16 protein-coding genes are annotated in these 11,882 nt (G+C 61.7%); 11 read left to right on the top strand and 5 right to left on the bottom strand.

Annotated elements, in window-relative coordinates:
• Window positions 1-16 precede the first annotated feature (16 nt).
• The 5 genes from I5P96_RS08625 to rpmB form a co-directional block, all read right to left on the bottom strand.
• The gene (locus tag I5P96_RS08625) at window positions 17-418 is read right to left on the bottom strand and encodes a metal-sensing transcriptional repressor (protein ID WP_097792088.1); all 402 of its coding nucleotides are present in this window, start codon (window positions 416-418) and stop codon (window positions 17-19) included.
• Window positions 419-712: 294 nt separating this feature from the next.
• Window positions 713-1,549 carry a sugar phosphate isomerase/epimerase family protein gene (locus tag I5P96_RS08620; RefSeq protein ID WP_118553287.1) on the bottom strand — a complete coding sequence of 279 codons (837 nt, stop codon included), beginning with the start codon at window positions 1,547-1,549 and terminating at the stop codon, window positions 713-715.
• Window positions 1,542-2,312: an esterase family protein gene (locus I5P96_RS08615; RefSeq protein ID WP_223381638.1), complete on the bottom strand. Its 771-nt coding sequence runs from the start codon at window positions 2,310-2,312 to the stop codon at window positions 1,542-1,544. Before I5P96_RS08615 ends, I5P96_RS08620 begins: the two co-directional genes overlap by 8 nt.
• Before the next feature lie 18 nt (window positions 2,313-2,330).
• Entirely contained in the window at window positions 2,331-2,507 is a 177-nt protein-coding gene (locus I5P96_RS08610; RefSeq protein ID WP_097792091.1) for a DUF4250 domain-containing protein, read from the bottom strand.
• A gap of 68 nt (window positions 2,508-2,575) precedes the next feature.
• Window positions 2,576-2,764: a 50S ribosomal protein L28 gene (rpmB, locus tag I5P96_RS08605; RefSeq protein ID WP_005932647.1), complete on the bottom strand. Its 189-nt coding sequence runs from the start codon at window positions 2,762-2,764 to the stop codon at window positions 2,576-2,578.
• A 192-nt stretch (window positions 2,765-2,956) separates the two neighbouring features.
• On the opposite strand from rpmB, the gene I5P96_RS08600 reads away from it, so the two are divergent.
• The 11 genes from I5P96_RS08600 to I5P96_RS08550 all read left to right on the top strand — a co-directional run bounded on the left by I5P96_RS08600 (window position 2,957) and on the right by I5P96_RS08550 (window position 11,880).
• Window positions 2,957-3,631, top strand: coding sequence for a site-2 protease family protein (locus I5P96_RS08600; RefSeq protein WP_118553285.1), 675 nt, complete (start codon window positions 2,957-2,959; stop codon window positions 3,629-3,631).
• Window positions 3,632-4,360, top strand: a complete 729-nt coding sequence (locus I5P96_RS08595) for a segregation and condensation protein A (RefSeq protein ID WP_223381637.1) — start codon at window positions 3,632-3,634, stop codon at window positions 4,358-4,360.
• On the top strand, window positions 4,357-4,890 hold the full coding sequence (gene scpB, locus I5P96_RS08590) for an SMC-Scp complex subunit ScpB (RefSeq protein ID WP_118553283.1): 534 nt from the start codon (window positions 4,357-4,359) through the stop codon (window positions 4,888-4,890). Before I5P96_RS08595 ends, scpB begins: the two co-directional genes overlap by 4 nt.
• On the top strand, window positions 4,887-5,546 hold the full coding sequence (locus I5P96_RS08585) for a DUF2953 domain-containing protein (RefSeq protein ID WP_223381636.1): 660 nt from the start codon (window positions 4,887-4,889) through the stop codon (window positions 5,544-5,546). Before scpB ends, I5P96_RS08585 begins: the two co-directional genes overlap by 4 nt.
• A gap of 112 nt (window positions 5,547-5,658) precedes the next feature.
• Window positions 5,659-6,078 (top strand): GerW family sporulation protein, encoded by a 420-nt coding sequence (ytfJ, locus tag I5P96_RS08580; RefSeq protein ID WP_207685319.1) that lies wholly within the window; start codon window positions 5,659-5,661, stop codon window positions 6,076-6,078.
• Window positions 6,079-6,255: 177 nt separating this feature from the next.
• Window positions 6,256-7,107: a pseudouridine synthase gene (locus I5P96_RS08575; RefSeq protein WP_097792097.1), complete on the top strand. Its 852-nt coding sequence runs from the start codon at window positions 6,256-6,258 to the stop codon at window positions 7,105-7,107.
• Between the two features lie 172 nt (window positions 7,108-7,279).
• Window positions 7,280-8,599, top strand: a complete 1,320-nt coding sequence (locus tag I5P96_RS08570; RefSeq protein ID WP_223381635.1) for a carboxyl transferase domain-containing protein — start codon at window positions 7,280-7,282, stop codon at window positions 8,597-8,599.
• A 56-nt stretch (window positions 8,600-8,655) separates the two neighbouring features.
• Entirely contained in the window at window positions 8,656-9,033 is a 378-nt protein-coding gene (locus I5P96_RS08565) for a biotin/lipoyl-containing protein (RefSeq protein ID WP_118553108.1), read from the top strand.
• A 23-nt stretch (window positions 9,034-9,056) separates the two neighbouring features.
• Window positions 9,057-10,460, top strand: coding sequence for an oxaloacetate decarboxylase subunit alpha (locus tag I5P96_RS08560; RefSeq protein ID WP_223381633.1), 1,404 nt, complete (start codon window positions 9,057-9,059; stop codon window positions 10,458-10,460).
• 241 nt (window positions 10,461-10,701) lie between these two features.
• Window positions 10,702-11,580 carry a YicC/YloC family endoribonuclease gene (locus I5P96_RS08555; protein ID WP_097792101.1) on the top strand — a complete coding sequence of 293 codons (879 nt, stop codon included), beginning with the start codon at window positions 10,702-10,704 and terminating at the stop codon, window positions 11,578-11,580.
• 30 nt (window positions 11,581-11,610) lie between these two features.
• Complete coding sequence (locus I5P96_RS08550) at window positions 11,611-11,880, top strand: DUF370 domain-containing protein (RefSeq protein ID WP_223381631.1); 270 nt, start codon at window positions 11,611-11,613, stop codon at window positions 11,878-11,880.
• Window positions 11,881-11,882 lie beyond the last annotated feature (2 nt).

The raw sequence follows: 11,882 nt of genomic DNA, 5'->3' as shown, positions 1-11,882 counted from the left end.
ATTGTCCGAAAAAGGGTCATTTCATGAGTTTGGGCAGCAATTTCAGCAGCTCATCCAACTTTTCGTCGCTGCCCGCGCGCAGGTCGTCCGCAACGCAGGTGCGCACATGCTGGCTGAGCAGCTCTCTGGAAAAGGCGTTCAGCGCAGAGTTTGCCGCCGCCACCTGCACGAGGATGTCGGCACAGTAGACGTCTTTTTCGACCATGCCGCGGATGCCCCGGATCTGGCCCTCGATGCGGTTCAGCCGGTGGATGAGGCTCTTGTACTCCTCCTCGCTCCGCTTTTTGTGGCGGCAGCAGCAGGCGTGCAGGGTCTCTGCTTCGGCCTGCGCCGTTTCGGCGGCTGCATCTTCGCAGCAGGGGGCAGGGGACGCTTCGTGCAGGGCACAGCGGGGGCAGGGTTCCATCTCGCTGCTCATGGGAACCACTCCTTTCGAATTACCCCTTGGGGGTATCTTTCGTACAAAGGCATTGTAGCACAGTTTGTCCTACAGAACAAGTAGGAAATGAGAATTCAATTGTGAATTTTTCGTGAACACAGAAGACAAAAAAAGAAGGAGTTGCTGCAAACTCCCTCAGTCACAGCGTCGCTGTGCCAGCTCCCTCATGGAGGGAGCCCTGGCGCAAGGGTCAGCTGTAAAAGGCCCCCTCTCAGAGGGGGCTGTCACCGTAGGTGACGGGGGGAGTGTCAACAACTCCTGAAAGGCAAGCGCTTATTCGCAGAATTTCCGCATAAAGGCGATGTCGCTGGCGGCGCGGGCGGGGACGGCTTCCTCACGCAGGACCGGGAAGGCGGCCTGCGGCATCTGCTTCAGCATGGCGAAGCCGCCTGCATAGTCCACACAGGAATCCTCCAGGCTGGTGGAGTACAGGGTGCCGTCCGGCCGGAAGTTCTGACCCTTGAAGTGGACGGCGGCGATCTTGTCGCCGTACCAGCTGCCCACCTTGTCCCAGATGCGGCGCTGCGCGTCCAGCGAAGCATCCTCCGGGCCGACGTAGTTGGCGAAATCGCAGAGGACGCGCAGATTGGGGCTGGCGATGGTGTCCAGCACCATCTTGACGGCCTCCGGGGTGTTCATAGCGTGGTAGTAGACGCACTCCACGGCGAACAGCACCCCCTGCTCCTCACAGACGGGCAGGATCTCGCCCAGGCTGCGGAGAAGGGCTTCCTGCGCTTCCTTGCGGGTGACACCGGGCTGCTTGGCCATGTTGGTGGTCTCGCTGCCCATGCAGCCGGCGTGCAGCACTTTGGCGACCGGGATCTGGCTCAGCACCTTGGCGACCTCGGCGCGGCGCTTGTCCTCGTCGGCATAGCTCAGCTCGACGTAGGTGCCGTTCACCGCGATGGAAACACCGGCAGCGGTGGCTGCGGCGCGGGTGGCCTCGACCAGTTCCGGGGTGACATCGGCATAGCTCTTCACACCCTCAATGGCCTTGGTGTAGGCCAGCTGGGTGCAGGCAAAGCCCGCCTTGCCGATGGAAGCGAACAGCTCATCCGGGGTGTGACGGCCAAAATCGTGCCCGCGGGCACCGATCACAAATTCAGGCATGGCTTCCTCCTTCTCCAAAGATGCGTTCTGCGAACAGATGCAGCTCCTTGCCCCACCAGTACCAGTCGTGGGAGACATCACTGCCCCAGAACTCGCAGTGGACGGGCAGACCGGCGGTGATCAGGGCCTCGGAGAGGGCGCGGGTGTCGGCCTGTGCCTCCTCCTCGTAGCTGCCCTGCCCGGCGCAGAGGATGAGGTCGTTCTCCTCCGCCTTGGCAAAGGCCTTTTTGTCCACGAGGCCGGTCTCGGTCAGGTAGGCGAGGGGGGCATTGCGGAGCACGAGGTCGTCCTCGGCGCTGCCCAGAAAGCGGCTCATGTCGTACAGGCCGGACAGACCGATGGCACCGCCGAACACCTCCGGGCGGCGCAGGCGGCAGTTGACGGCCTGACAGGCACCGGTGTCCACGCCGACGCACCAGATGAGCTGGCCTTTCTCGGTCTGGTTCAGTTCCCGGATGCGGGCGGCCAGCTCGGTGGACAGGTAGTTGAAATACTTTTCCTGCATCTCAGCCCGGCGGCGGGGCGCAGCATCCCCGGCCAGCAGGCTCTCGGCGTCGATGCCGTCGGCGGTAAAGAGCTGGAGCTTGCCGCTGCTCAGCAGGGAAGCCACCGCTTCGGGCATCCCGTTGTTCTCCCAATCGTAGAAACGGCCCCCGCGGGCGGGCAGGGCCAGCACCGGCACACCGGCCGTGCCATAGACCTTGAACTCCATTTCGCGGCCGAGCATCCGGCTCCACTCTTTATAATAGGTACCTTGCATCATGAAAGCATCCTCCTGAATTTATACGAATTGATTCCGCACCGGGTCGTATCCGTACCCGGCGGCAGCGAGCGTTGCGCACAGCGCGGCCTTGTCTTCGTCCAGGTCGTCGCACAGTGCGTCGAGGCTGGGGTAGAAGTCGCGCAGCTTCAGGTTCACCATGCTCAAAAGCATGATGGGGTCATGGGGCAGAGCCATCTGAAAAACCTCCTCCTGGAAAACAAAAAAGCCGGTCACTCGACAAAGTGACCGGCAGATGCAGCTACTTAGACAGCGCGGGTAACTTTGCCAGCGCGCAGGCAACGGGAGCATGCGTAGATATACTTGGGAGAACCCTCCACGACCGCCTTGACACGACGGACATTCGGCTTCCAGGTACGGTTGGAACGGCGATGGGAGTGGGAGACCTTAATACCAAAGGTAACGCCCTTGCCGCAGCATTCACACTTAGCCATGATACTTGCACCTCCTAGCAGTGAAGTAAGGAATTCAAAATAATCAGCTTGACTATTGTACCAGAGTCGGGCAGAAATTGCAAGCATTTTTTTGAAATTTCTGTAACCTTTTTTATCTGTGGGCCAAGCCCTTGTCTGAAATCGAAAAACATAGTACAATAAGACAAAATAATCCACTGTTAGGAGAATACGATGACCTCACGCGGACTGTACTATCTTATCCGGGCGCTGGTGACGCTGGTCGCCATCCCGTTCCACGAAGCGGGCCACGCCCTCGCCGCCTGGCTGCTGGGCGACCCTACGGCCAAGCGGGAGGGCCGGCTGTCGCTGAACCCGTTCCGCCACTTTGACCTGATGGGCACCCTGTGCATGGTGCTGGCGGGCGTGGGCTGGGCAAAGCCGGTCTCCACCGACCCGCGCAATTTCAAGAACCCCAAGGCGGGCATGGCGCTCACGGCGCTGGCAGGCCCGGTGGCAAACCTGCTCCTGGCCTACCTCGCGATGGTGGTCTGGAAGCTGCTGTATTACTGGGCCCCGGTCACGGTCGGAACCGTGTTTGCAGCCCGCTTCCTGCAATATCTGGTCATGATGGACGTCAGTCTGGCGGTGTTTAACCTCATCCCGGTGCCGCCGCTGGACGGCAGCCGGGTGCTGCTGGCGGTGCTGCCCCAGCGCATCTACTTCGGCATCATGAAATATGAGCGGGTGATCCTCATCGTCATGCTGGCGGTGGTCTGGAGCGGCTTTCTGGACGGCCCGCTCACCCTGCTGAACGATGCCGTGTGGGACCTGCTGGATCTGGGCACCGGCTACATCGACCAGATCGCCTATTCCATGTATTACGCATCCATCGGGACGGTGATCTGAGTGGCAGAAGAGCTGACGTTCCATCTGGCGGACTTCGAAGGTCCGCTGGAACTGCTGCTGACGCTGGTGCAGAAGCACAAGATGGACCTGCACAACATCCCCATTCTGGAACTCATCGACCAGTACACCCGCACCGTGGCGGCGGACGCCGGAGCCGACCCGGAGACGGCCAGCGCCTTCATCGAGATGGCGGCGCATCTGGTGGAGATGAAGAGCTATCTGCTGCTGCCCCGCAGCGAAGAGGGCGAGCGGATGAAACAGGAACTGACCGGCCAGCTCATCGAGTACGACCAGTGCCGCCGGATGGCCGAGGCATTGCGCGCAAAAGGGGAGCAGGCCCCGGTCTTCGTCCGGAGACCGCTGGAAGTGGAGCAGGACAACACCTACGACCTCTTCCACTCGCCGCAGGTGCTGGCGGACTGCTGGCAGGCGCTGGCGGGCCGGAAAGCGGCCGTCGTCCGGCAGCCCACCCAGCAGCAGTTCGAGCCGCTGGTGTCCGCGCCGGTGGTGTCGGTGAACAGCCGGGTGGTCTATATCCTGCGCCAGCTCATCGGGGGCAGTGCCCGGAAGCTGGGGCAGCTGTTTTCCCGCCGCCAGAGCCGGAGCACCCATGTGGCCACCTTTCTGGCCCTGCTGGAACTGGTGCGCGGCGGGCGTGTCACCCTCGGCCCGGACGGTGCGATGACCATGCGCCGCGGGCGGCTGGAACGCACAAAGGAGAACGAATGAACCAGAAAAAACTGCGAGCCGCCGTGGAGGCGATGCTCTTTGCCTATGCGGAACCCATCGGAGCCGACAAACTGGCCCAGGCGCTTCAGATGCCGGTCTCCAGCGTGGAGCCGGTGCTGGAAGAGCTGCGCACCCGCTATGCCCGCGAGGACAGCGGCCTGTGCCTGCTCCACCTGAACACCCACTGGCAGCTGGCCACCAAGGCCGACTTTGCCGAACCGGTCCGCCGGGTGCTGGATACCCGGCGCTCGGTGCCGCTGGGCCCGGCGGCGATGGAGACGCTGACCGTCATCGCCTACAACCAGCCGGTCTCCCGCGCATTCATTGAACAGGTGCGCGGCGTGGACTCCTCGTCCAGCGTATCCGGCCTGCTGGAAAAAGGCCTCATCGAAGAGGCCGGGCGGCTGGACCTGCCCGGACGGCCGGTGGCGTTCCGGACGACGGATGTGTTTCTGCGGTGCTTTGGCCTGTCCAGCCTGGACGACCTGCCGCCCATCCACAGCAGGGAAGAAAGCGGGGGAGAGGTATGAGCGTTCTGAGCGTTTTGGGAACGGTGCTGCTCGTTCTCTTGAAAGGGATCGGCATCCTGCTGCTGGTGGTCCTGACCCTGGCGGTAGTGCTGCTGTTCTGCCCCTTCTGCGCGGATGTGCAGTGGGAGAACGATGTGCTGACCATCCGGGTCGGTGCGCTGGGGCTGACCCTGCCGGTGTTCCAGTATCCTGCACCGGAAAAGCCGAAAAAGAAAAAGAAGAAAAAACCGGCCGAACAGAAAGCGGACCAGAAGCCCAGGCCGGAGACCCCGCCCCGCAAAAAGGCCCGGCTGACCCTGAACATCCTCTGCACCATCCTGCGGGGGGCGGGCCGGCTGACCAGAGCCATCATCGGGTCGCTGCGCATCACGAAGATCAACGTCGTGCTGGGCGTCCGGGGCGAGGACCCCGCCGAAGCTGCCCGCAGCTATGGCAGGCTGAACGCCTGGCTCTATCCGGCACTGGGCTTCCTCGACCGGTTCGTCTATCTCGATTTTGAGCAGCTGCGGCTGCTTCCGGATTTCGGTTCGGCCCAGCCGACGGTGCAGGACCGGGTGTCCTTCCGGGTATCGGCACAGGCGTATGCCATCGTCTTTACGGCAGTGCGTGTGCTTTGCGAGTTCTGGCGCGAAAAAGTGCTGGACGTCTTCCTATAATTTGGTTATAATATAACTGTATGGTGTGTTCTGCCTGTCCGCTGCGGCGGGGGCAGTTCCGGAGAAAGCGTTCCCGCTTTTTCCCACTCATTGAAATAAGGAGGCCGATTTTATGGCTGAGCATCCGATCCAGGGTTTAATGAATGTCACGATGGACAAGGTCCGTCAGATGGTGGATTCCAACACCATCGTGGGCAAGCCCATCACCACCGAGGACGGCACCACCATCCTTCCGGTGTCCAAAGTCAGCTTTGGCTTTGCATCCGCAGGCACGGACTTTGACGGCAAGAATGCTGCCAACAAGGACCTGTTCGGCGGCGGTTCCGGCGCGGGCGTCAACATCCAGCCGGTGGCCTTCCTTGTCATCAAGGACGGCTGTGTCCGCACCATCCAGCTGTCCGACGGGGCCAACACCGTGGACCGCGCCCTGACCATGATCCCCGAACTGGTGGAGAAGGTCAGCGCCCTCATCGACAGGAAGGGCGGCAAGGCGGCCCCCGCGGAGACCGGCCCCGAAGCGCCCAACGCGTAAGAAAAGGCGCATGAGCTTCCCCTTGAGGGGAGCAGCCGAATGAAGCAAGATGGATGAGGCAAACGCGCGAAAATGCGCACCCTCATCCGGCACTGCGTACCACCTTTCCCGCAAGGGCAGGGCTCTTCAGCGCGGTGCATTTTGAGCGCCGGGAGGCGCACAAGGAGTAAACGAACAATGGCAGAAGAACGTATTCAGAAGATCATGAGCGAGCAGGGCCTGTGCTCCCGCCGCGCGGCCGAGCAGATCATTGCTGAGGGCCGCGTCAAGGTCAACGGCCACCCGGTCAAGGTGGGCGACAAGATGGACCCCAACCGCGATGTGCTGCATGTGGATGATGAGCGCATCTACATCCAGAAAAACCAGCAGCTCTACTATCTGGCGCTGTACAAGCCCCGCGGCTACGTGACCACCGCCAGCGATGAGCTGGGCCGCAAGACCGTCATGGAGCTGGTCAGCGACATCCCCGCCCGCCTCTATCCGGTGGGCCGCCTGGATAAGGACAGCGAGGGCCTGCTGCTGATGACCAACGACGGCGCCTTTGCGCAGGCCGTCACCCATCCGTCCGGCGGCATTTCCAAGCTGTACCGCGTTACCGTGCAGCCCCGTGCCGACGAGAGCCAGATCCTGAAGATGAGTTCCGGCGTCGTGCTGGACGATGGCACCAAGACCATGCCCTGTGCCATCAATGTCGTGACCGACGAGCCGGGCCGCACCGTGATGGAGATGACCCTGAAAGAGGGCAAGAACCGCGAGATCCGCCGGATGTGCGAGGCCGTCGGGCTGGAAGTCGTCCGCCTGAAGCGGAACGCTGAGGGCGTCGTCAAGCTGGGGATGCTCAAGCCGGGCACCTACCGTGAGCTGACCAAGGCAGAGATCAACGGCTTGCGCGCCGCAGCCGCCAAGGGCCGCGCCCAGACCCGCAGCGCAGCGCTGCAATCCAAAGCGGCCGAGCGCCGCCCCCGCGGCCCGGTGGGGCAGGGCGCGAAGCGCGGCGAGCGCAATGCACCCGCAAAACGGAGAAAATGATGGTCCCCACAGCATCTTTGTCGGGCAGACCAAGGCGGCCGGGCCTGAGATGGAAAAGATTGTGAGATTTTCCCTCAAAAATGGGGCGTTCGGCACTTGAGAATCCTGACAGAATATAGTATAATAAACCTAATTTTGAAAGCTCAAAATAGACAAAGCAGGAGGTCTTACCATGGCTTCAAAGATCAACAAAGGAGAAATCCTCGCCAAGTTTTTCGATGACGGGGAATATACCGCACTGTTTGCGGACGGCGCGGTGAGCGCTGCCTGCGGCTATGCGGCTGGCCAGCAGGCCTACGCCGTCTACCAGAACGGCGAGGCAGTCACCGTGAAGGACGTTGAGAAGAATATCAAGGTCCTCGAAATGGCTGCTCAGACGGGCTGCCCCGTGGTCACGTTCTACAACTCGATCGGCGCAAAGCTGGCAGAGGGTCTGGACGTTCTGACCGCGACCGCCAAGCTGAACGCTGCCATCGCCAAGGTGTCCGGCGTCGTGCCCCAGGTGGCAGTCGTCACCGGCGTGTGCGGCGGCACCAGCGCCCTGAACGCTGCCAGCGCAGATGTCTGCGTGATGGCAAAGGACGCCGAGCTGTTCTTCACCGCTCCCTTCACCTCTGCCGCCAAGGGCGACAAGGTCGCAGATGCAGGCTCCGCTGAGGCTGCTGCCAAGGCCGGTGTTGCTGCCATCGTGGCCGAGAGCGCTGCCGAGGCTGCGGAGAAGGCTGCCCACATCGTGGGTCTGCTGCCCGCCAACAACCTGACCGGCCCCGCCATCTTCGAGTTCGAGCAGCCCACCGCGGTCCTGGCCGCTGGTGCCGCTCCGGAGAAGGCTGCTGCTGCCCTCATTGATAAGGACAGCGCCGTGGAGCTGTTTGCAGGCTTCGGCAAGAGCGTCTACACCGCATTTGCTACCATCGGCGGCAACGCGGTCGGCGTGGTGGCGACCGGTGAGCAGCTGTGCCACAACTGCGTGTCCAAGGCTTCCCGCTTCGTCCGCCTGTGCGACGCCTTCAGCGTCCCCGTGCTGACCATCGTGGACACCAAGGGCTTCGTTCCCAGCGCGACCGATGACATCGCCGGCGGCATCCGTGAGGCTGCCCGTCTGGCTGCCACCTATGCAGACGCCACCACCGCGAAGGTCGCTCTGCTGGCTGGCAAGGCTGTGGGCCCGGTCTACACCGCTCTGGCCAATGCCGACCTGAAGATCGCCGTCAACGGCTGCGTGGTCAGCGCTCTGGAGCCCAACGCTGCCGTCTCCGTTCTGTACAAGAGCGAGATCGACGCTTCCGACAACATCATCGCTGCGACCAACGCCAAGGCTGCTGCCTACACCGCTGAGGTGTGCAGTGCCGCCAACGCTGTGGCCTGCGGCGCTGCCGATATGACCTGCGACGCTGCCAACGCACGCGCAAGCGTTGTGGCTGCATTTGAGCTGCTGAGCACCAAGCGTGCTGCCCGCCTGCCCAAGAAGCACGGCAACATGGCTCTGTAAGCGTTCCGATCGTAAAACGTACATAGGATAAATGATTGATTCAGGAGGGTCCTTCCATGAAGTATTACAATATTACCGTCAATGGTGTTGCTTACAGCGTCTCCGTTGAGGAGACCGCCGCTGGCGCAGCTCCCGTTGCTGCTGCCGCTCCCGCTGCTCCCAAGGCTCCGGCTGCTCCTGCTGCCGCTCCCAAGGCTGCTGCTCCCGCCGGTGCTGCCGGTGCCGTCACCGTCAAGGCTCCCATGCCCGGCAACATCCTGGATGTCAAGGTCGCAGCCGGTGCATCCGTCAAGGCTGGCGACGTGCTGGTCATCCTGGAGGCCATGAAGATGGAGAATGAGATCGTCGCTCCGCAGGACGGCACCGTTGCTTCCGTCAATGTCAACAAGGGCGACACCGTCAACTCCGGTGACGTTCTCGTCTCCATGAACTGAGAACGAAGGGAGAGGTGACAACCATGGCCAAAAAGCCGATCAAGATCACGGAAGTCGTCCTGCGCGATGCGCACCAGTCTCTGCTGGCCACCCGTATGACGATGGACGACATGCGTCCCATCCTGCCCGAAATGGATAAGATCCCGTATTTCTCTGTCGAGTGCTGGGGCGGCGCTACCTTCGATAGCTGCATCCGCTTCCTCGACGAGGACCCCTGGGACCGTCTGCGCATCCTGCGCAAGGAGCTGCCCCACCAGAAGCTGCAGATGCTGTTCCGCGGCCAGAACATGCTGGGCTACCGCCCCTATGCAGATGACGCCGTCGAGTACTTTGTGCAGAAGTCTGTTGCCAACGGCATCGACGTCATCCGCATCTTCGATGCACTGAACGATGCCCGCAACCTGCAGACCGCCATCAAGGCAGCCAACAAGGAAAAGGCACATGTGCAGGGCTGCATCAGCTACACCCTGAGCCCCGTGCACAACAACGAGTACTACGTCAAGTATGCCAAGACCCTGGAAGAGATGGGCGCAGACTCCATCTGCATCAAGGATATGGCTGGCCTGCTGACTCCGTACACCTGCTACGACCTGGTCAAGGAGCTGAAGAGCACCCTGTCCATCCCGGTCGATATCCACAGCCACTACACCGCCGGTCTGGCTTCCATGTCCCTGCTGAAGGGCATCGAGGCCGGTGCCGACATCGTCGATACCGCCATGAGCCCCCTGAGCGGCGGCACCAGCCACATGGCGACCGAGAGCCTGGTCGCAGCTCTGCAGGGCACCGATTACGATACCGGTCTGGACCTGAAGCAGCTGAACGTCGTCCGCGCATACTTCGCAAAGCTGCGCGAGAAGTACATCGCCAACGGCCAGATCAGCCCGAAGTCTCTGGGCGTCGATGCCAACACCCTGCTGTATCAGGTGCCGGGCGGCATGTTCTCCAACATGCTCAAGCAGCTGAAGGATGCCGGCAAGGAAGACAAGCTGGACGAAGTGCTGGCTGAGATCCCCCGCGTTCGTGAGGACGCCGGTTATCCTCCGCTGGTCACCCCCACCAGCCAGATCGTTGGCACCCAGGCCGTCTTCAACGTCATCCTGGGCGAGCGCTACAAGATGGTCACCAAGGAGTTCAAGGGCCTGGTCCACGGCGACTACGGCAAGACTCCCGCTCCCATCAGCGCCGAGTTCACCAAGAAGATCCTGGGCGACGAGAAGCCCATCACCTGCCGCTTCGCCGACACCCTTGCTCCTGAGATGGACAAGCTGAAGACCGAAGCCGCCAAGTGGGCAACGCAGGAAGAGGACGTTCTGACCTACGCCATGTTCCCGCAGGTCGCACCCAAGTTCTTCGAGAAGCGCAATGCCAAGAAGCAGGGCGTGGACGCTGACCACGCAGACTACACCAACCAGTCGCATCCTGTCTAATTGAATCCCTCTGGCCCCTCGCAGTTTTGCGGGGGGCTTTTTGTGTCTGCGGAGCAGCGGTGCCGTTTGTGTGACTTTTTCGTGGCAAAAGCTGATTTTTTCGCCGCATTGCTTGCAAAAACGGGGCCAGCAGAGTAAAATGATAGCATATGTATCGTAACATGGGCGGATGTGCCCAAAAGCGGATACATATACTGGAATTTGTCCGCAAAAAACCTATGTCAGAAGAGGAAATTTGACCATGATTTTAAGTATGACCGGTTTTGGCCGGGGCACAGCGGTGCGCAATGGCCGTGAGATCACGGTGGAGCTGCGCAGCGTCAACTCCCGGTACTTTGAGTATTCGTCCCGGATGCCCCGGACCTGCAGCTATATGGACAGCCGCCTGAAAAAGCAGCTGAACGAGCAGATCACCCGCGGCAAGGTGGAACTGAGCCTGACGGTGCAGAACGTGGACGCCGCCGACACCGTCGTCACCGTGAACCGGGAGCTGGCCAGAAGCTACCAGCAGGCTCTGCGGGACCTGTCCGAGGAGCTCTGCATCAAGAATGATACCTCCGCCAGCCTCATTGCCCGCTTCCCGGACGTCCTCGCCACCCGCCACGCGGATGTGGACGAGGAGCAGCTGTGGGAGGACGTCTCCGCCGTCACGGCGCAGGCGCTGGAAACGTTCGTGCAGATGCGCGCCGCCGAGGGTGCCAAGATGAAGGCCGACGTCGAGAGCCGCCTGTGCTTTCTGGAAGAGTGCGTCGGCAGAGTGGAGACGCTGAGCGCAGGCCGGGTGGAAGCCTACACCAACCGCCTGTATGAGAAGCTCAAGGTCATCCTGGAAGACCGAAACATCGACGATGCCCGCGTCCTGACCGAGGCCGCCATCTTCGGTGACAAGACCGCAGTGGACGAGGAGACCGTCCGCCTGCGCAGCCACATTGCCCAGTACCGCTCCATTCTGGAGCTGGACGAGCCGGTGGGCCGCAAGCTGGATTTCCTGACCCAGGAACTCAACCGCGAGACCAACACCATCGGCTCCAAGTGCCAGGATCTGGACATCACCCGCGTGGTGGTGGATATGAAGGCGGAGATCGAAAAGATCCGCGAACAGATCCAGAATCTGGAGTAACGCATTGATACATTCGGATCGGAGGAGAAGATGAAGCTCATCAACATCGGTTTTGGCAATCTGGTCAGCGCCGGGCGCGTGGTGGCCGTCGTCAGCCCGGACTCTGCGCCGGTCAAGCGTCTGGTCAAGGAAGCGCGGGAACGCGGGATGCTGATCGATGCGTCCTATGGGCGCAGCACCCGTGCGGTGCTCATCATGGACTCCGACCATGTCGTTCTGTCGGCCCTTCAGCCGGAAACGGTGGCCAGCCGCGCCGCCGGGCAGGTTGAGGGCAAAGGCTCAGAGGAGGAACAGAAATAAAG

This window comes from Faecalibacterium prausnitzii, from assembly GCF_019967995.1.
In the GTDB taxonomy this organism is placed as follows: Bacteria; Bacillota; Clostridia; order Oscillospirales; family Ruminococcaceae; genus Faecalibacterium; species Faecalibacterium prausnitzii_E.
This window is presented reverse-complemented; position numbering and strand designations above follow the sequence as displayed.

Excerpts from the sequence above, each read along its gene's own strand:
- I5P96_RS08570 (WP_223381635.1), top strand. The coding sequence starts at position 7,280 with ATGGCTTCAAAGATCAACAAAGGAGAAATCCTCGCCAAGTTTTTCGAT.
- I5P96_RS08615 (WP_223381638.1), bottom strand. The coding sequence starts at position 2,312 with ATGATGCAAGGTACCTATTATAAAGAGTGGAGCCGGATGCTCGGCCGC.
- rpmB (WP_005932647.1), bottom strand. The coding sequence starts at position 2,764 with ATGGCTAAGTGTGAATGCTGCGGCAAGGGCGTTACCTTTGGTATTAAG.
- I5P96_RS08620 (WP_118553287.1), bottom strand. The coding sequence starts at position 1,549 with ATGCCTGAATTTGTGATCGGTGCCCGCGGGCACGATTTTGGCCGTCAC.
- scpB (WP_118553283.1), top strand. The coding sequence starts at position 4,357 with ATGAACCAGAAAAAACTGCGAGCCGCCGTGGAGGCGATGCTCTTTGCC.
- I5P96_RS08625 (WP_097792088.1), bottom strand. The coding sequence starts at position 418 with ATGAGCAGCGAGATGGAACCCTGCCCCCGCTGTGCCCTGCACGAAGCG.
- I5P96_RS08555 (WP_097792101.1), top strand. The coding sequence starts at position 10,702 with ATGATTTTAAGTATGACCGGTTTTGGCCGGGGCACAGCGGTGCGCAAT.
- I5P96_RS08560 (WP_223381633.1), top strand. The coding sequence starts at position 9,057 with ATGGCCAAAAAGCCGATCAAGATCACGGAAGTCGTCCTGCGCGATGCG.
- I5P96_RS08585 (WP_223381636.1), top strand. The coding sequence starts at position 4,887 with ATGAGCGTTCTGAGCGTTTTGGGAACGGTGCTGCTCGTTCTCTTGAAA.
- I5P96_RS08610 (WP_097792091.1), bottom strand. The coding sequence starts at position 2,507 with ATGGCTCTGCCCCATGACCCCATCATGCTTTTGAGCATGGTGAACCTG.
- ytfJ (WP_207685319.1), top strand. The coding sequence starts at position 5,659 with ATGGCTGAGCATCCGATCCAGGGTTTAATGAATGTCACGATGGACAAG.
- I5P96_RS08565 (WP_118553108.1), top strand. The coding sequence starts at position 8,656 with ATGAAGTATTACAATATTACCGTCAATGGTGTTGCTTACAGCGTCTCC.
- I5P96_RS08550 (WP_223381631.1), top strand. The coding sequence starts at position 11,611 with ATGAAGCTCATCAACATCGGTTTTGGCAATCTGGTCAGCGCCGGGCGC.
- I5P96_RS08600 (WP_118553285.1), top strand. The coding sequence starts at position 2,957 with ATGACCTCACGCGGACTGTACTATCTTATCCGGGCGCTGGTGACGCTG.
- I5P96_RS08575 (WP_097792097.1), top strand. The coding sequence starts at position 6,256 with ATGGCAGAAGAACGTATTCAGAAGATCATGAGCGAGCAGGGCCTGTGC.